Raw genomic sequence first — 17,357 nt, forward strand, 5'->3', positions numbered from 1 at the left:
ATTGCTTGGAGGCGACGCATGCAGGTGACCGGCAAGAATGTGGTGGTCACCGGCGGCGCCAAGGGGATCGGCAAGGCGCTGTGCGAGGCGTTCGCCCGTGCCGGCGCCGCCAAGGTAGTGGTGGCCGATCTCGATGTCGCGGGCGCCCGCGCCGTGGCGGAGACGATCGGCGGCGCGGCCTTCCGCTGCGACGTGTCGCAGGAAAAGGACATCCTCCACGTCATCGAGGAGACCGAACGCCAGTTCGGCCCGATCGCTTTGTTCTGCTCCAATGCCGGGATCGGCGGCGGCTTCGATCCGCTGTCGGTCAATGTTGGCGGCGCCTCGGACGAGCCGTGGATGCGGAGCTGGGCGATCCATGTCATGGCCCATGTCTATGCGGCGCGCCACATGATCCCGCGCTACAAGGCACGCGGCGGCGGCTATTTCCTCAACACCATCTCGGCGGCGGGCCTGCTGTCGCAGGTCGGCAGCGCGCCTTATTCGACCACCAAGCACGCGGCCGTCGGCTTTGCCGAGAACCTCGCGATCTCGCACAAGGCTGATAACATCAAGGTCTCGATCCTGTGTCCGCAGGGTGTCGAGACCGACATGCTGCGCTCGATCCCCAAGGGCCCGCAATCCGGCGACGGCGACCTCGCACCCGAGCAGGTCGCGCAGGATGCGCTGAAAGGCCTCGATGAGGAGAGCTTCCTGATCCTGCCGCATCCGCAAGTCCTGGGCTACATGCGCAAGAAGACCGAGAACTACGACCGCTGGCTCGCCGGCATGGCCAAGATCCAGGCGAAGATGCGCGAGGAGTTTGGAAAGTAGTCGCGGCGCCATATCAGTGCCGCCTCGCCGTCGTCCTCGCGAACGCGAGGACCCATACCGCGCGATCTCTCTTTGGTCCGTGTGGCGGACATATCATTCGACAATTTCACTCTGTGGGTATGGGTCCCGGCTTTCGCCGGGACGACAGAGAAGCAGACGAGGCGTTTCCTCCTCGCGACGCATCGCGCCCGAGTTTTGCTTCAGGTCCGCCCTCAAAAACGAGAGGGCGCAGGGAAGGCCGCATAGGCGTTAAGTTTATGCTTGAGTGTTGGAATCCGCCGTGATTCGAACAGGGGATGGCAGACGAATCGCTCCTGAACGAGGACTGGACGAGAGTGGTTGCGCAGCTGGGCGGGGCTGCGCAGCTCGAGAAAACTGCGCGCCAGACGAAGGCCTTCGCGCGTCGGCGGCAGATTCCAGATGCGGTGACGTTACTTCGGCTGATGCTGGCCTATTGTTTGGGTGAAAGAGGGCTGAGATCGACAGCCGCATGGGCGGCTTCTGTTGGCCTTGCCGACCTCACCAGCGTGGCGTTGTTCTATCGGCTGCGTCAATGTGGTGATTGGTTTGCGGTGCTGGTGGAGGGCTTGCTCGCTGCGGCAGCTCCGAAGGCGAGCCAAGGCCGCCTGATCCGCATCATCGATGCGACGACAGTGCCTCAGGCGGGACCGGCTGCGCGCAAGAACAGTGAGCTTTGGCGCGTTCATAGCGCATTTGATCTGCCCTATGAGCGCTTTGGTCACTTCGAGCTGACAGATCAGCAAGAGGGCGAAACGTTTGACCGGATACCAGTGGTCAAGAACGAGATCCGCATTGCTGACCGCGCTTATCTGCAACCTGACCGCATTGCGGCCGTCCGCGAAGCCGGGGCCGACGTTTTGATCCGAGCGGGCTGGAAGAACGCACGTTGGCTTGACGCCAAAGGCCTTCCGTTCGATCTGATGGCCCAATTGCGTGCCGCGAAGGCGCGCGGACTGGTCGATCGGGAGATTTGGATCAAGCGCAAGGGCGGCGCGCCTCTGGCTATGCGTCTGGTCGCAATCAAGAAGCCCACCGGTGCGGCTGCTGCTTCTCGGCGTAAAGCCCGGCAAGACGCAAAAGATGAAAACCGCATCATCTCCAAAGAAACTTTGGAGGCTGCGGATTGGGTCATTCTGATCACGTCGCTCGCGCGGGACGAGTTCTCCACCAAAGATGTGCTTGCGCTCTATCGATTGCGATGGCGGATCGAGCTTGGGTTCAAGCGACTGAAGAGTCTGATTGGCCTCAAGACGCCGCCAGGAACCGATCCGCGCTCTGCCAAGCCCTACCTGCTGGCCCACCTCCTGATCATCCTGTTGCTCGAGCCGCTTGCCAGCGACTTCGAGGACTCTCCCCACTGGACGCAGGCCGCTTAACGACGCCTGGCGCTTGGCGGGTCCTGCAGCAGCTCGTTGCATCCTTGCTGCAAGCAATCATTCCACAACCAACCATCCGTTGCTTGCGCCGCAGAAAACGCGCGTTGGGGCGCCACCTTCGCGAGCCTCCTCGAAAACGCAAGTATCAATCGATGCTCGCGCTACCTTAACGCCTATGGGGAAGGCCGGGTGTTGGCTCACACCCATGGCCCGCCTGCAGAAAAAAATGCAGGCGGCAGTCACCACAGGTACGAGCCGGACAACCGGCCTTCCCTGCGCGGTGGGGGAACGGCTTATACGTACTCTCCCCGGTGAACGGGCTTTCTTGCCACCGTCGTCGGCGCGATGCCCTCGCATCGCTAAGCGATGTCGAGTTGCATCGTGCCAACTTAGCGCCAGCGTCGCGGCGCCAGGACCATACGATTTCGCCGTCCATCACCCTGCCAGTCGTCTTGCGCAAAGCGCCTGACAGGACAATGGCCACCGCATCCCGCACTCCACGTATCGTGACGACGCGCACGCCCCTCTTCGACGAGGCGGGACGTGCGGAAAGATCGTCCTGATTTGCCCGACACGGCAAGCCCACGCGCATGCGGCATGATGGCACGACGGGCAATTGCCGCTTGGCTTGCGTGCTGCAAACTGCCTGTCGGGCAATGAGCTGCCTCTGTCAGGTCGCCATTTCTCCATCCGTCATTGCGAGGAGCGAAGCGACGAAGCAATCCAGTATCCTTGCGGGGCTCTGGATTGCTTCGCTTCGCTCGCAATGACGGATAGGTTGCACAGATATCGCAAACGAGCTGTACTCAGGGGAGCAGAACGGAGCTCGTCATGGAGCAGCGCTTCACCTTCAATCAGGTTGCTGATGTCTACCAGGCATCTCGTCCGGGCTATCCCGATGCGCTGATCGATGACGTTATCGCCTATGCGGCGATCGGGCCGGACGATAGCATGCTGGAGGTTGGTTGCGGCACGGGCCAAGCGACCATCAGCTTCGCAAAGAAAGGCTGTGCGATCCTAGCCACCGACCCGGGCGCGGAGATGCTGCGCGGCGCGCGCGAGTATCTGCGCGAGTTCGGCAATGTCGACTACCTGCAAACCACATTCGAGGCGCTGCCTGACACATACACGGGCTGCTTCCGCCTCATCGTCGCGGCGCAGTGCTGGCACTGGGTTGCGCCTGACGTACGATTTACGAAAGCCGCCAAGGTGCTGTCGCCCAACGGCGCCCTTGCGGTGTTCGGACATGTCCCGGTGCGGCTGCCCGAGCGCCTACGTGACGTGTTTCGTCATGTCTATCTGGAGTGGGTCGGACGTTGGTTGCCGCCGCCGGAAGTCTGGTATTTTCCGGATGGTCCATTCAAGAGCTGGTTTGATGAGTCAGGTTTGTTCCAGCCGGTCGCGCATCGATCCTATCCTTGGGTCTGGCGGCATACGACCGCGTCCTATCTTGCCTTCTTGCAGACGCGATCGGACCACCGCATGCTGGCGGCGGAGCAGCGCGAGCATCTTCTGGCCGATCTCGCGCAAGCGATCGACGCCGAAGGTGGTCGGCTAGATATCGACTATGAGACGCATCTCTATATGTCGAGGTTAGTCTGACGCCTCCATCTCCTCCTCCGCCGTCCGCCACGTCTTCAGCGCGCGCGCATAGAGCATCATGCCCTCCCGCACCACGCGCCGTTCGCGCTCCGACAATGGGGCCAGCGCGCTTGTGACCTGATGCCGGCCGAACGCATGCAGTGCGGCCAGCGTGCGCCGGCCCTTTGCGGTCAGGGACAGCGGCTTGATGCGGGCGTCGTCCGGGTCGGCCGTCTCATTCAATTCGCCGCTCTCGATCAGCTTGCGGACCATGCGGCTGATGCTGGATTTTTCCAGATGCAGGATCTCGCCGAGCTGCATCGCGGTCAGCGGGCCACGGATGCCGATCTCGATGATGGTGTGAACCGCCGATGGCGGATAGTCGGTCGCGGCGACGGTTGCCTCCATGAAGCCGAGCTCGCGCACCATCAGGCGCGATGCGGCGCGGATATCGTCGATCAGGCCGAGATCTGAATTGCTCATCTTGACTCCCCGCATATAGTTGTATCATACAACTATTGTCAGGCGCAACGGTGCGCCCGACCTGCTTCCGGAGGACTGCGCATGAGCGACATCCTGCACGCGAACGAGCCTGGCAGGTCGTCTGGCAACCGGATGCAAGGGCTGGTCTGCCTCGTGACCGGCGGCGGAACCGGGATCGGGCGCGCCACCGCCCTGAAGATGGCGGCCGAAGGCGCGGATGCGGTGTTGATCGCTGGCCGCCGTGAGGCCGAGCTGGAGGCAACGGCGGCACAATGCCGGAGTTTCGGCGTCGATGCCGTCGCGGTGCGCACCGACGTGACGCGCCAGGATGAGGTTGAGCGTCTGGTACAGACCGCGCTCGACCGTCATGGCCGGCTCGACATCGCCTTCAACAATGCGGGTTATCAGGAGCGGCGCGCGCCGCTCCAGCAGCAGGACGTTGCGGTGTACGATTCCGTGTTCGACGCCAATGTGCGTTCGATGTTCTTTTGCCTGCGCGCGCAAATGGCGGCCATGGTCGCGCGCGGGCAAGGGCGGATCGTGATCAACGCCTCCGTCAGCGGCGTGCGCAATCCGAATCCCGGCTTCTCCCTGTATTCAGCGTCGAAAGCTGCGGTGATCTCGCTGACACGATCAGCCGCCATGGAAGCGGCGCCGCACGGCGTCAGGATCAATGCCGTCGCGCCAGGTCGCGTCGTGACCGACATGATGCTGCGGGCCGGCGTCGGTGACGTCGCAACCGTCGCGGCGGGCCTGCCGTTGCGGCGGATGGGCGAGCCTGAAGATATCGCCGAGGCGGTGGTGTGGCTGGCCTCCGATGCGTCAGCCTATGTGGTCGGCCACGTGCTGGCCGCGGATGGCGGATTTTTGGCCTCGTAGTTCGGGCTGGATCGAACCCGTGGCTGCGATCGATGAGATTTGCAGGCCTTCCGACGAAGGCTGCCGCTCGTCAGGCCGCCGTAGGGTGGGCAAAGCGCGAGCGTGCCCACCATCTTCGTCAGCGCTCTCCGAGCGGCGGTGGGCACGGCGCTTTGCGCCTTTGTCCGCCCTACGCAATCTTTCAATGCTTCTGCGCGTACAGGAGCGGCACGGCGGAATCGACCATCACCTCGACCAGGCTGGCGCCGCCATGCGCGAGGCTGCGGGACAGGGCGGAAGCAAGCTCGGACGCCTTGGTGACGCGCACCGCATCGCAGCCCATGCCTTCGGCGAGCTTGACGAAATCGAGGCCCGGCAGATCGAGCCCGGGGACGTTGCGCACCTGCATGACCTGGCTGAACGAGCGCATGGCGCCATAGCCTGAATTGTTGATGACGACGATTGTGAGCGGCAGCTTGCGCTGCGCCGCGGTCCACAACGCCTGGATCGAATACATCGCCGAGCCATCGCCGATCAGGCAGACCGTGCGGCGCTGCGGCCGGCCCAACGCCATCCCGACCGACGCCGGCAGGCTGTAGCCGAGCCCGCCGCTCGCCATCGTGTAGAAAGAGTCCTGGCCCCGCATCGGCATGAATTTCTGCATCGCCGGCCGATGTGACGGTGCTTCCTCGACCAGCGCGGCATCCTCCGGCATGGCGCTGGACAGCGTATGCAGCAGGTAATCGACCGGGATCGGGTCGGCCGGCTTCGGTGCTTCCGGCGCCGGGCGGGCCTGCGGCACGGTGCGCTCGATCTCCGGCAGCAACTCCAAGAGCGTCGTGAGCGCCGAGGTCATCGTTGCGATGATGCTGGTGCCGACCGGCGTGATGGATGCGGCATCGGGATCGTCGGTGAGCTGATAGATGGCCGTCGTGCCGTCGAAGATCGCTGCATGACCCTCGACATGGAAGGTGAAGACCGGGGCGCCGATGACGACCACGAGGTCGTGCGCATTCAGCGCATCCGACAGCTGTGCCGGCGAGGCATGTAGGAAGCCGGAAAATTGCGGATGCCGTTCCGGGAACGAGCAGCGCGCCGAAAACGGGCTGGCCCACACGGCCGCCTTGGCCTTCTCCGCCACTTTCACCATCAATTCGACGGCGCCGGCGCGATCGACGCCGGGGCCGACGACGATGGCGGGATTCTTGGCGGCGGCGAGTGCCGCCGCGAGCTCCTGCATCGCCTGCCGATCGGGGCCGAACTCACGGCTGACCTTGCGCGCGCCGATGATCCCGGCCGCCGGATGCGCCCAGTCGTCGATCGGCACCGAGACGAAGGTCGGTCCGCAGGGCGGCTGCATCGCGACATAGTAGGCGCGGGCGATTGCTCCGGGAACGTCCTCGGCGCGTGCCGGCTCGACGCTGTATTTCACATAAGGCCGCGGGAATTCGCTGGCACGCTCGGCATAGAGGAATGGATGCAGCGGCATGATCGACCGCGCCTGCTGGCCGGCGGTGATTACCAGCGGCGTCTGGTTGCGATAGGCATTGTAGATGTTGCCGAGTGCATTGCCGACGCCCGCCGCCGAATGCAGGTTGACGAAACCGGCATTGCGCTTGGCCTGCGCATAGCCGTCGGCCATGGCGACCGCGCTCGCCTCCTGCAGCGCCAGCACGTAATCGATGTCGTCGGGCCAGTCGCTCAGGAACGGCAACTCGGTCGAGCCGGGATTGCCGAACACCTTGTCGATGCCGAAGGCGCGGAGCAGGTCCAGCGTGGCGTGCTTGACGGTGAGCGGTTTTGTTTTGGACGACTTGCCGGACAAGGCATTTCCTCGGGTGCGGTGCTTGTTGTTTTCCGTCATTGCGAGGAGCGAAGCGGCGAAGCAATCCAGACCTCGTCCTTTGCGGCAGTTCTGGATTGCGTCACTTCGCTCGCAATGACAGCGAGAGATCTCACCACGTCGCGGTGCCCTTCATGGTCGGCTGCCGCTCCGCATTCGCGGTCCACACGTCCAGGCCGGCATCGGTGGGATTGGCATTGACCGAGAACTCGCTGCCCTCGAACAGCGGCTGCACGCCGCGATAGCTGAACTTGCCCGGCACCTTGCCCTTCAGCTTGGCGGCGAACTCGACCAGCAGGGCGGCCTGCAAGGGACCGTGGAAGATCAGCCCCGGATAGCCTTCGACCTTGGTGACGTAGTCGCGGTCATAATGGATACGGTGGCCGTTGAAGGTCAGCGCGGAATAACGGAACAGCAGTACGGGATCGGAGACGTGGCTCTCGCGGTGCTGCGCGACCGGTGGAGGCGGCGGCGCTTTGGCGGGCGCGGCCGGCGTGCCGCCCATGTCGCGATAGACGATGTCGTGGCGCTCGCGGATCGCCACTCCCCGCGGCGTCGTGATGGTGTGTTCCACCGAGACGAAGCAGAGCTGTCCGGTCGAGCCGGCCTTGACCGCAATGTCGGAGATACGCGAGACGCGCGTGGCGAGATCGCCGACGCGCAACGGATCGATGAAGTTGAGCTCGCCGCCGGCCCACATCCGGCGTGGCAGTGGTACCGGCGGCAGGAAACCGCCGCGCGTCGGATGGCCGTCAGGTCCGAGCTGATCGTGCGGAAACACCGGCTGCGCCAGGCACCAATGCACCGTGTAGGGCGCGATCTCGCCGGTGACGGGATCGCCGATCTCCTGGAACAGCGTGGCGCGCAGGCCCTTGGTCAGTTGCGCGGTGACGATGTCGGACGCCTCGGTGGTGCGGCCGATCCATTGCTTGAGATGATCGAGATCGAGCTGTTCGGCCATCACGAACTCCGCTTTTGTGCGAGCGATGCGCTTTCGCCGATGGAAGGCACCGCACCATAATGACGCTCCTCGCCGACGACGATCGCGGCCGGCGCGGGATAGGTGACGACGCCCTTGGGCGTCGCGACTTCGATCCGGCGCAGATGCGGATGGACCGACAGATCGGCCATGCTGTTGACCTCCGCGAAGGCGATGTCGGCGGTTGTCAGCCTATCGAGCAGTTCGTCGCGCGTCATCGCGCCGAAGCGGTCGGCGACGATCCGGTCGGTGAGGGCGCGGTTGCGCACGCGCTCGACCATGTTGCAGAACCGCGGATCGTCCGGCAATGCCGGCTGGTCCAACACCTTGGCGCACAGCGTCTTCCACTCGCGCTCGCTCTGGATCGAGATCAGGATGTCCTTGCCGTCCTTGGAGGTGAAGACGCCGTAAGGCGCGATCGAGGGATGCGCCAGCCCGATGCGCTTGGGCGGATTGCCGGCCTCGGAATTGAGCAGCGGCACCGTGAGCCAGTCGGCCATGACGTCGAACATCGAGATCCGGATGTCGGCGCCCTGGCCGGTGCGGCCGCGGCCGATCAGCGCTTCCAGGATCGCGGCATGCGCGGTCGCGCCGGTCGCGATGTCGACGATCGACAGGCCGACGCGCGAGGGACCGTCGGGGCCGCCGGTGATCGAGGCCAGCCCGCTCTCGGCCTGGATCAGGAGGTCATAGGCCTTGCGATCGGCGTAGGGGCCGCTGTCGCCATAGCCTGAGATGGTGCAACAGATCAGCTTCGGATAGTCCTTGCGCAACCGCTCGCGCGCAAAGCCGAGCCTGTCCATCGAGCCGGGCTTGAGATTTTGCAGCAGCACGTCGGCGCCGGCGATCAGCTTCTCCAGCTCGGCACGCCCCTCTTGCGTCGCGAGGTCGACGACCACCGAATCCTTGCCGCGGTTGAGCCAGACGAAATAGCTGCTCTGGCCCTTGGCAGCGGCATCGTAGCCGCGGGCGAAATCGCCCTCGGGGCGTTCGATCTTGATGACGTGGGCGCCGGCGTCCGCCAGCCGCGACGAGCAGAACGGCGCAGCCACCGCCTGTTCGACGGCGATGACGGTGATCCCTTCAAGCGGCAGCATCGCTGACCTCAATAAGACCGCGGCATGCCGAGGACGTGCTCGGCGACATAGGACAGGATGAGATTGGTCGAGATCGGCGCGACCTGATAGAGCCGGGTCTCGCGGAACTTGCGCTCGACGTCATACTCTTCGGCGAAGCCGAAACCGCCATGGGTCTGGATGCAGGCGTTGGCCGCTTCGAACGAGGCGTCCGCGGCCAGCATCTTGGCCATGTTGGCCTCGGCGCCGCAATCGAGCCCGGCTTCGTATTTGCGCGTCGCTTCCGTCACCATCAGCTCGGCCGCGCGCATCGACGCATAGGCTTTCGCGATCGGAAACTGGATGCCTTGATTCTGGCCGATCGGCCGGCCGAACACGACGCGCTCCTTGGCGTAGTTGGTCGCCTTGGCGATGAACCATTTGGCATCGCCAACGCATTCGGCCGCGATCAGGATGCGCTCGGCATTCATGCCGGAGAGGATGTAGCGGAAGCCCTTGCCTTCCTCGCCGATCAGGTTTTCCGCCGGCACCCGCATGTCCGTGAAGAACACTTCGGTGGTGGCGTGATTCATCATCGTGCGGATCGGGCGGATCGTGAGTCCCGCCTGCTTCGCCTCACGCATGTCGACGATGAAGACGGAGAGCCCGTCGGTGCGCTTCTGCACCTGCTCCTTCGGCGTCGTGCGCGCGAGCAGGATCATCAGGTCGGAATATTCGGCGCGGCTGGTCCAGATCTTCTGGCCGTTGACGATGTAGCTGTCGCCGTCGCGCCTGGCGAATGTCTTGAGCGAGGATGTGTCGGTGCCGGAGGTTGGCTCGGTGACGCCGAAGGCTTGCAGCCGCAATTCGCCGCTCGCGACCTTGGGCAGCCACTTGGCCTTCTGCTCGGCGCTGCCGTGGCGCAGCAAGGTGCCCATCGTGTACATCTGCGCATGACAACCGCCGCCATTGCAGCCGGCACGCTGAATCTCTTCCAGGATCGCGGCGGCCGCGGACAGCTTCAGCCCGGCGCCGCCATATTCCTCGGGGATCAGCACGGAGAGATAGCCGGCCTGGGTCAGCGCATCGACGAAGGCGGAGGGATAGGCCATCTCGCGATCGAGCTTGCGCCAATATTCGCCGGGAAACTGGGCGCAGAGTTTCGCCACCGCCTCGCGGATATCGGCGTGATCGTCCGCCTGATGCTGTTCAGTCATTCGTCGCTCCGCGGTGCGTCCGTGTCGTCCGCGGCCTCCCTATCTCGTTGTTCATAGCCTATGGCGAAGCCGTCCAGCCTTGGCAAGCTTCGATTTCTGCATGGCCGGGCACGAGGCCAGCAGGCGAACGATTGGCTCACATGGTTTGAAAGCCGAGATGCGCGCGAAAGCGGTTCTTCAGGAACACGCCGTCGCGCGGCGGCAGCGCCCGCTCGACATGTGCGGTGCTGATTGCGATCCGGGCGAAATGCGGGCCGCTCATATCCCGCAGCATGGGACGGAACGCGTCGAGTGCATCGAGATCCCTGATCTCGGTCACGGACGGAAAGCCAGCCCCGGAGGCGATCAGTTCGAGCTTCGCACCCAGCGCGGAATGGCTCTGCTGCATGCCGGTTTCGCCGAAATGGGCGTTGTCGAGCACCACGATCGAGAGATTCGTCGGCTTCTTGGCGGCAATGGTCGCGAGGCTGCCCAGGCCCATCAATTGCTCGCCATCCCCGGTGATCACGGCGACCGGGCGCGCAGGTTGCGCCAGCGCAAGGCCGAGGCCGACCATCGCCGCCCCGCCCATCGCGCCCCAGAGATAGAAGTTGGCCGGATGATCGCCGGCATCGAACACGTCGTAGGAGGACGAGCCGAGGCCGGTGACGACGAGCAGATCGCCGCGATCCTTGAGCAGCGCCTTCACCGCCGAACGGCGATCGAGAGCGTTCATCATCACTTCGTCTCCGTCCACTTCTTGGCGCCGATCATGCGCTGCGAAATCAGCACCGCGATCGGCTGATCGCTGTCGAAGGCGAGCGCTGCGGCGGCGGAGGCGACCTCGCCGGCGTCCTCAGGCCGCTCCAGCCGGAACACGGTTACGCCCATGATCTCGAAGGCCGCTGGCGTCGCCTTGCCCATCGGGACCTGCCACGGATTGAACTCGGCCCATTCGCCACGCATGGTCACGAAGGTCAGGAACGGGAAGCGGCAGCTCGCGAGCAGCGACAGCATGTTGACGCAATTGCCGACGCCGCTCGACTGCATCAGCAGCACCGCGCGTTGGCCGCCAAGCCAGGCGCCGGCCGACAGCGCCACGCCTTCCTCTTCCGTCGTCAGCACCGTGGTCTGGATCGCCTCGTCGCCATGGGCGAGCTGGATCAGGCGGGAATGGCCGGCGTCGGGCACGTAGCACACCTGCGCGACGTCGGCCGCCTTCAGCGCGTTGTAGATGGCGAGCGGCCAGTCGGGGCGATTGTCGTTCAGAGCGGGGTCGGCCATGGCATCCTGCAATCGGTGTCACGCCGGAAAGGGCGCGTCCCAGCTTTAGCGAAAAGCCGGCCGGCTTCCCACCTCATCCGGTTCAACCCGCTATACCGGAATTGTATGGGGGCAGAGGGAAGCGGGCCTCACGGTTCGAGACGCAGCGACGCGGCTCCTCACCATGAGGATCGAATTTTGCCGCTCGACACCCCTCATCCCGAGGAACTCGCCGGAGGCGAGCGTCGCGAAGGTCGGCCGCGAGAGAGATCGTCGGCCGTGTTTTCGCATATGCGATAGCCCTGCCGCTTGCGGAGAGGGACAGGAGCTCACCCCGGAATGCGCACCGGCAGTGTCTCGTAGCCGCGCACGAAGCTGGAATAGACCCGCTTCGGTTCGCCCACCACCTCGATGCGCTCGAAGCGCTTCAGGATCTCCTCCCAGACGATGCGCAGCTGCAGTTCTGCCAGGCGCATGCCGACGCAGCGATGGATGCCGAAGCCGAAGGAGAGGTGGATGCGCGGCCGCTTGCGATCGATGATGAAGGCGTCGGGATTCTCGATCACCTCGTCGTCGCGGTTGCCGGAGACGTACCACATCACGACGCGGTCGCCCTTCTTGATCTTCTGGCCGCCGAGCTCGGTATCGACCAAGGCGGTGCGGCGCATATGCGCCAGCGGCGTCTGCCAGCGGATTACCTCCGGCACCATGGTCTCGATCAGGGCCGGGTTGTCGCGCAGCTTCTGGTATTCGCCGGGGTTCTCGTTCAGCGCCAGCACGGAGGCGGTCATGGTGTTGCGGGTGGTGTCGTTGCCGCCGACAATCAACAGGATCAGATTGCCCATCAGATTGTCGGGCGTCATATGGCGGGTCGCTTCGCTATGCGCCATCATCGAAATCAGGTCGTTGCGCGGCTCGGCCTTGGCACGTTCCTTCCATAGCTTGGCGAAGGTAGCCGCGCATTCCTCCAGCTCGCGCCGGCGCTGCTCCTCGGATTCGACGATGCCGCTCTTTGGCAGCGCGGTCGAGACATCCGACCAGCGCGTCAGCTTGCGCCGCTCCTCGAACGGGAAATCGAACAAGGTCGCCAGCATCTGGGTGGTCAGCTCGATCGAGACCTTCTCGACCCAGTTGAAGGTCTCGTTGCGGGGCAGGGAGTCCAGCACGCGCGCCGAGCGCTGGCGGATCAGCCCGGCGAGTTCGTCGAGATGATCCGGCGTGAACATCGGCGACACCGTCTTGCGCTGCTCGCCGTGAACGGGCTCGTCCATGGCGATGAAGCTCGGCCATTCGTAGCCCGGCGCGACGTCGCGGATCATGATCCCGCCATGGCTCACGTCCGAGGAGAAGATCGCATGGTTGGTGTCGACATGCATGATGTCGTGATAGCGCGTGACCGACCAATAAGGCTCGATCGGCGCCTTGGTGCAGTAATGCACCGGCGCTTCCTTGCGTAGCCGTTCGAACCAGGGCCACAGCGTGTCGTTCTGGAACAGCCGCGGTGCGCCGGGATGGAAATCCTCGATCGGTGTGGAATAGGCATCGAGCCGGGCCTGCTGCAGCAGCTCAGCCTTTTCGGGACGGATCGCGGTCTGGACGTTCATCGGCATCCTTTGCTCAAAGGCGGTTCGAGTGCGTAGGGCGGGTAAAGGCGCGGAGCGCCGTGCCCACCGTCTACCTGATCATAGTCCATTGGTGGGCACGCTTCGCTTTGCCCACCCTACATCTCTCCGTCATTGCGAGGAGCGGAGCGACGAGGCAATCCAAAGCAGCGTGTCTGGATTGCTTCCGCCTTCGCTCTGTGAGCTTCGGCGGACAGGTCGCTTCGCTCGCAGCCCAAGATCTCGCCCCGAAGGCCGCCATGCTCCTACGGACAGTTTCGCCCAAACCAAGCCCGCCGTCTTGCGAATACACGCTTCAGGCGGCGATCCGTACCGGCAACTTCTCGTAGCCCTTGACGAAACTGGAATAGACCCGCTTCGGCTCGCCCATCACCTCGATATGATCGAAGCGCTTCAGGATCTCCTCCCAGATGATCTTGAGCTGCAGTTCGGCCAGCCGCAGGCCGACGCAGCGATGGATGCCGAAGCCGAACGACAGATGCTGACGCGGCCGGGCGCGGTCGATGATGAATTCGTAAGGCCGCTCGATCGCGTCCTCGTCGCGATTGCCGGACACATACCACATCACGACCTTGTCGCCCTTGCGGATGGTCTTGCCGTGGAACTCGACGTCCACCAGCGCGGTGCGGCGCATATGCGCGAGCGGCGTCTGCCAGCGGATCACTTCGGGCACGAAACTGTCGATCAGCGCCGGGTTATCCTTGAGCTTGCGGTACTGGTCGGGGTTCTGGCTCAGCGCATAGATGCTGCCGGACATCGTGTTGCGGGTGGTGTCGTTGCCGCCCACGATCAGGAGGACCATGTTGCCGAGGAAGTTCTTCGGGTCCATGTCGCGCGTGGCCTCGCTATGGGCCATCATCGACAGCAGGTCGCTCTTCGGCGGCTGCTTGATGCGCTCGTTCCAGAGCCGGGAAAAGTAGCGCGCGCAATCCATCAGTTCGGCCTGCCGCTCGTCCTCGCTCGCAACCAGCCCGCCGGGACCGGGAATCGTGGTCGCGATATCGGACCAGCGGGTCAGTTTGCGGCGGTCCTCCCAGGGAAAGTCGAACAGCACCGCCAGCATCTGCGTGGTCAGCTCGACCGAGACGCGGTCCACCCAATCGAACACTTCGCCGCGCGGCAAATTGTCGAGAACTTCGGCCGAGCGCTTGCGGATGTTGATGGCCAACTCATCGAGATGCGCCGGTGTGAACATCGGCATCACGGTCTTGCGCTGCGCGGCATGGCGCGGCGGATCCATGGCGATGAAGCTTTCGCGGCGAAGATCGGGCGGGACGTCGCGGATGGTGATGCCGCCGAGCACGGACGCGGACGAGAATGCCGCGTGGTTGGTCTCGATCTCCATGATGTCGTTGTATTTGGTCACCGACCAATACGGACCGAACATCGAGTCCCTGCAGTAGTGCACCGGCGCTTCCTGCCGCAGCCGGTCGAAATAGGGCCAGTGCGTGTCGGTGCGAAACAGCTCGGGGTCGCCGGGATCGAACTCGTCGAGCGGTAAAGCTCGCGCGCGCTCGCGTGCGGCGTCCTGCCGATCCTTCTGAGGATCCTCGGCGCGGTCGATGGTGCCGTGCATTGGTGTCTCCCCTCGGTATCTCCCGTTGGCCGCTCGGCGCTGTACGCCCGGCGGCATTTGTCGCGATTACATCCCGCTTAGGGTGCAGGAGCAAGCGGGAGTTTTGCCGCGGGCAGGATCGAGGCTCGGCCGGCCAGCCGCCACGCCGCCATGCTAGCCGTGCTTCGGGGCGCTTTCCGGTCGTGACAACGCATGGATCAGGGAATATGGCTACGACCGTAACATCGACAGGACTGCTGGGAGGCCGTTGAGATGATCCCGAACGCGCGAGCCATCTTCAATTTCGATCTGGGCGAGACCGCGGATGCCATTCGCGAGACCGTGGCCAATTTTTCGCAGAACGAAATCGCCCCGCGCGCTGCCGAGATCGACCGCTCCAACCAGTTTCCGCGCGATCTCTGGCCCCAGATCGGCGCGCTCGGCCTGCACGGCATCACGGTCGAGGAGGAGTATGGCGGCTCAGGCCTCGGCTACCTCGAACATTGCATTGCCATGGAGGAGATCTCGCGCGCCTCGGCCTCGGTCGGCCTGTCCTATGGCGCCCATTCCAATCTCTGCGTCAACCAGATCCGCCGCAACGGCAATGTTGCGCAGAAGTACAAATATCTGCCGAAGCTGATCTCCGGCGAGCATGTCGGGTCGCTGGCGATGTCGGAGCCGCAGGCCGGCTCTGACGTCGTCTCGATGAAAACCCGCGCCGACAAGAAGGGCGATCGCTTCGTTCTCAACGGCAGCAAGATGTGGATCACCAACGGCCCGGTCGCGGACACGCTCGTGGTCTATGCCAAGACCGATCCGAATGGCGGCCCGCGCGGCATCACTGCCTTCATCATCGAGAAGGGCATGAAGGGCTTCTCGACGGCGCAGAAGCTCGACAAGTTCGGCATGCGCGGCTCCGACACCTGCGAGCTCGTCTTCGAGGATTGCGAGGTGCCCGAGGAGAACGTGCTGGGCGAGGTCGGCCGCGGCGTCAACGTGTTGATGAGCGGATTGGATTACGAGCGCGCGGTGCTTGCGGCAGGACCGCTCGGCATCATGCAGGCCTGCATGGATGTGGTGCTGCCCTATGTGCACGAGCGCAAGCAGTTCGGCCAGCCGATCGGCACCTTCCAGCTGGTGCAGGGCAAGCTCGCCGACATGTATACCACGATGAATGCTTCGCGGGCCTATGTCTATGCGGTGGCGAAAGCCTGCGACCGCGGCGAGACCACGCGCGAGGATGCGGCCGGCGCGATCCTCTATGCCGCGGAGAAGGCGACGCAATGCGCGCTGGATGCGATCCAGCTCCTCGGCGGCAATGGCTATATCAACGACTATCCGACCGGACGGCTGCTGCGCGACGCCAAGCTTTACGAGATCGGCGCCGGCACCAGCGAGATCCGCCGCATGCTGATCGGACGGGAATTGTTCGAGAAAACCGCCTGACGCCGCGGTTGCACGAAAAATCGCCGGGCGGATCGAACCCCGGCGTCGTGGCGCCGACAAACGACAGGGGTATAGTTGTATTGTCCGTGCGTCGTCGGAGATCAATTCCGTGAATCAGATGAATTTCATCCCGCAGCCGCCTCCGCCGCTGCCGGGGACACCGGTTACTTTTGCGGGTGAGCGGGGCGAGTTTTTCGACCTGGTCGGCCGTGGGGCGCTGCTCGAACTGGTCACACTGGGCTTCTACCGGTTCTGGCTTGCCACCGACATTCGCCGGCACCTGTGGGTGAACACGGCGGTGGATGGCGATGCCGCCGAATATACCGGCCGCGGCAAGGAGCTGCTGATCGGCTTCCTGTTCGCGATGGCGATCCTGGTGCCGATCTATCTCGCTTATTTCATCGTCAGCGTCGAAGCCGAGCGCCTCAAAGGCTTTGCGAGCGTGCCGCTGGTCATCGCGTTCTATGCGTTCGGCCAGTTCGCGATCTATCGCGCGCGGCGCTACCGGCTCACGCGCACGGTGTGGCGCGGCGTCCGCTTCTGGATGGACGGCTCGGGCTGGGCCTATGCCGGACGCGCGATGCTCTGGACGTTGCTGGTCGTCGTCACGCTGGGGCTGGCCTGGCCCTGGCGCGAGGCCGCGCTCGAACGCTACAAGATGCAGCATTCGCATTATGGCGATCTGCGGGGTGATTTCGCTGGCAGCGGCTGGGAGTTCTTCAAGCGCGCCTGGTATCTCTGGCTTTGTGCGCCATTCGCGCTGGTCTTGTTTCCGCTGTTTCCGTTCCTTTACGCGCAGTTCAAAGCGGTCGAATGGCGCTGGTGGCTGTCGGGCATCCGTTTCGGCGGCGTGCGGTTGCAGTCGAGCTTGAGCCCAGGCGCACTTTACGGGCTCTATTGGAAGGTGATCGGCTGGTTCGTTGTGTTGTGGCTGGCCACCGGAGCCTATCTTATCGGCGTCACATGGCTGGCCTTGAAGCTCGGCGGTGCGCCTATCGCGGAGGCGAAGGTCGCAGAGGCGCTCGCCAACAATATCCCGATGCTGATCATGATGGCGCTCGGCTACGTGGCGGTGATCCTGGCGATCAATGTCGTGATGCGGCTCTATTTGTTGCGGGACGTCTGGGCGCAGCTGCTAGCGTCGGTCGAGCTGCATGGTATCGAGGCAATTGCTGACATCTCGGCCAAGGGCGATCTTGCCAGCGCGCTGGGCGAGGGCTTTGCTGACGGCCTCGACGTCGCCGGATTTTGATTCGGGCGCATTCT

General features: G+C 64.1%; 15 protein-coding genes. 6 read left to right on the forward strand and 9 right to left on the reverse strand.

Translation table 11 applies throughout. From position 1 onward, the window contains the following. Positions 1-18: 18 nt before the first annotated feature. The 3 genes from QXZ85_RS26740 (at position 19) to QXZ85_RS26750 (ending at position 3,812) form a co-directional block, all read left to right on the forward strand. Complete coding sequence (locus QXZ85_RS26740; protein ID WP_315701350.1) at positions 19-813, forward strand: SDR family oxidoreductase; 795 nt, start codon at positions 19-21, stop codon at positions 811-813. A gap of 296 nt (positions 814-1,109) precedes the next feature. Continuing rightward, positions 1,110-2,210, forward strand: a complete 1,101-nt coding sequence (locus tag QXZ85_RS26745) for an IS4 family transposase (RefSeq protein ID WP_315701243.1) — start codon at positions 1,110-1,112, stop codon at positions 2,208-2,210. Between the two features lie 831 nt (positions 2,211-3,041). Beyond that, on the forward strand, positions 3,042-3,812 hold the full coding sequence (locus QXZ85_RS26750; RefSeq protein WP_315764368.1) for a class I SAM-dependent methyltransferase: 771 nt from the start codon (positions 3,042-3,044) through the stop codon (positions 3,810-3,812). On the opposite strand, the gene QXZ85_RS26755 is transcribed toward QXZ85_RS26750, so the two are convergent. Beyond that, entirely contained in the window at positions 3,804-4,274 is a 471-nt protein-coding gene (locus QXZ85_RS26755; RefSeq protein ID WP_315767165.1) for a MarR family winged helix-turn-helix transcriptional regulator, read from the reverse strand. The genes QXZ85_RS26750 and QXZ85_RS26755 overlap by 9 nt on opposite strands. Positions 4,275-4,355: 81 nt before the next feature. Here QXZ85_RS26755 and QXZ85_RS26760 point away from each other — a divergent pair, with 81 nt between their 5' ends. After that, positions 4,356-5,153 (forward strand): glucose 1-dehydrogenase, encoded by a 798-nt coding sequence (locus tag QXZ85_RS26760; RefSeq protein WP_315767166.1) that lies wholly within the window; start codon positions 4,356-4,358, stop codon positions 5,151-5,153. Between the two features lie 181 nt (positions 5,154-5,334). Here the strand turns inward: QXZ85_RS26760 and mdlC are convergent, their stop codons facing one another. The 8 genes from mdlC to QXZ85_RS26800 all read right to left on the reverse strand — a co-directional run bounded on the left by mdlC (position 5,335) and on the right by QXZ85_RS26800 (position 14,666). Then, on the reverse strand, positions 5,335-6,957 hold the full coding sequence (gene mdlC / locus QXZ85_RS26765) for a benzoylformate decarboxylase (RefSeq protein WP_410052144.1): 1,623 nt from the start codon (positions 6,955-6,957) through the stop codon (positions 5,335-5,337). Positions 6,958-7,087: 130 nt separating this feature from the next. Next, positions 7,088-7,936 carry a MaoC family dehydratase N-terminal domain-containing protein gene (locus tag QXZ85_RS26770; protein WP_316175180.1) on the reverse strand — a complete coding sequence of 283 codons (849 nt, stop codon included), beginning with the start codon at positions 7,934-7,936 and terminating at the stop codon, positions 7,088-7,090. Further along, positions 7,936-9,051 carry a CaiB/BaiF CoA-transferase family protein gene (locus QXZ85_RS26775; RefSeq protein WP_316175182.1) on the reverse strand — a complete coding sequence of 372 codons (1,116 nt, stop codon included), beginning with the start codon at positions 9,049-9,051 and terminating at the stop codon, positions 7,936-7,938. The genes QXZ85_RS26770 and QXZ85_RS26775 overlap by 1 nt, the downstream gene beginning before the upstream one ends. 8 nt (positions 9,052-9,059) lie before the next feature. Further along, positions 9,060-10,226, reverse strand: coding sequence for an acyl-CoA dehydrogenase family protein (locus tag QXZ85_RS26780; protein ID WP_315701344.1), 1,167 nt, complete (start codon positions 10,224-10,226; stop codon positions 9,060-9,062). 136 nt (positions 10,227-10,362) lie between these two features. Continuing rightward, a complete protein-coding gene (locus QXZ85_RS26785) occupies positions 10,363-10,944 on the reverse strand; it encodes a thiamine pyrophosphate-dependent enzyme (RefSeq protein ID WP_316168348.1) in 582 nt (193 codons plus the stop codon). Then, on the reverse strand, positions 10,944-11,489 hold the full coding sequence (locus QXZ85_RS26790; RefSeq protein WP_315767170.1) for a thiamine pyrophosphate-binding protein: 546 nt from the start codon (positions 11,487-11,489) through the stop codon (positions 10,944-10,946). The genes QXZ85_RS26785 and QXZ85_RS26790 overlap by 1 nt, the downstream gene beginning before the upstream one ends. 308 nt (positions 11,490-11,797) lie before the next feature. Further along, on the reverse strand, positions 11,798-13,072 hold the full coding sequence (locus tag QXZ85_RS26795; RefSeq protein ID WP_316175212.1) for a cytochrome P450: 1,275 nt from the start codon (positions 13,070-13,072) through the stop codon (positions 11,798-11,800). A 313-nt stretch (positions 13,073-13,385) separates the two neighbouring features. Next, positions 13,386-14,666, reverse strand: coding sequence for a cytochrome P450 (locus QXZ85_RS26800; protein ID WP_316175184.1), 1,281 nt, complete (start codon positions 14,664-14,666; stop codon positions 13,386-13,388). 252 nt (positions 14,667-14,918) lie between these two features. Here QXZ85_RS26800 and QXZ85_RS26805 point away from each other — a divergent pair, with 252 nt between their 5' ends. Together QXZ85_RS26805 and QXZ85_RS26810 are read left to right on the forward strand one after the other, a co-directional pair. Beyond that, positions 14,919-16,091 (forward strand): isovaleryl-CoA dehydrogenase, encoded by a 1,173-nt coding sequence (locus tag QXZ85_RS26805; protein WP_315701340.1) that lies wholly within the window; start codon positions 14,919-14,921, stop codon positions 16,089-16,091. A gap of 118 nt (positions 16,092-16,209) precedes the next feature. Then, positions 16,210-17,343, forward strand: a complete 1,134-nt coding sequence (locus tag QXZ85_RS26810) for a DUF898 family protein (protein ID WP_315767451.1) — start codon at positions 16,210-16,212, stop codon at positions 17,341-17,343. The last annotated feature ends 14 nt before the right edge of the window (positions 17,344-17,357 follow it).

The organism is Bradyrhizobium sp. SZCCHNGR1005, from assembly GCF_032489995.1.
In the GTDB taxonomy this organism is placed as follows: domain Bacteria; phylum Pseudomonadota; class Alphaproteobacteria; order Rhizobiales; family Xanthobacteraceae; genus Bradyrhizobium.

Coding starts and splice junctions, on each gene's coding strand:
- QXZ85_RS26810 (WP_315767451.1), top strand. CDS start 16,210: ATGAATTTCATCCCGCAGCCGCCTCCGCCGCTGCCGGGGACACCGGTT.
- QXZ85_RS26805 (WP_315701340.1), top strand. CDS start 14,919: ATGATCCCGAACGCGCGAGCCATCTTCAATTTCGATCTGGGCGAGACC.
- QXZ85_RS26755 (WP_315767165.1), bottom strand. CDS start 4,274: ATGAGCAATTCAGATCTCGGCCTGATCGACGATATCCGCGCCGCATCG.
- QXZ85_RS26800 (WP_316175184.1), bottom strand. CDS start 14,666: ATGCACGGCACCATCGACCGCGCCGAGGATCCTCAGAAGGATCGGCAG.
- QXZ85_RS26770 (WP_316175180.1), bottom strand. CDS start 7,936: ATGGCCGAACAGCTCGATCTCGATCATCTCAAGCAATGGATCGGCCGC.
- QXZ85_RS26740 (WP_315701350.1), top strand. CDS start 19: ATGCAGGTGACCGGCAAGAATGTGGTGGTCACCGGCGGCGCCAAGGGG.
- QXZ85_RS26745 (WP_315701243.1), top strand. CDS start 1,110: ATGGCAGACGAATCGCTCCTGAACGAGGACTGGACGAGAGTGGTTGCG.
- QXZ85_RS26760 (WP_315767166.1), top strand. CDS start 4,356: ATGAGCGACATCCTGCACGCGAACGAGCCTGGCAGGTCGTCTGGCAAC.
- QXZ85_RS26785 (WP_316168348.1), bottom strand. CDS start 10,944: ATGATGAACGCTCTCGATCGCCGTTCGGCGGTGAAGGCGCTGCTCAAG.
- QXZ85_RS26795 (WP_316175212.1), bottom strand. CDS start 13,072: ATGAACGTCCAGACCGCGATCCGTCCCGAAAAGGCTGAGCTGCTGCAG.
- QXZ85_RS26790 (WP_315767170.1), bottom strand. CDS start 11,489: ATGGCCGACCCCGCTCTGAACGACAATCGCCCCGACTGGCCGCTCGCC.
- QXZ85_RS26780 (WP_315701344.1), bottom strand. CDS start 10,226: ATGACTGAACAGCATCAGGCGGACGATCACGCCGATATCCGCGAGGCG.
- QXZ85_RS26750 (WP_315764368.1), top strand. CDS start 3,042: ATGGAGCAGCGCTTCACCTTCAATCAGGTTGCTGATGTCTACCAGGCA.
- QXZ85_RS26775 (WP_316175182.1), bottom strand. CDS start 9,051: ATGCTGCCGCTTGAAGGGATCACCGTCATCGCCGTCGAACAGGCGGTG.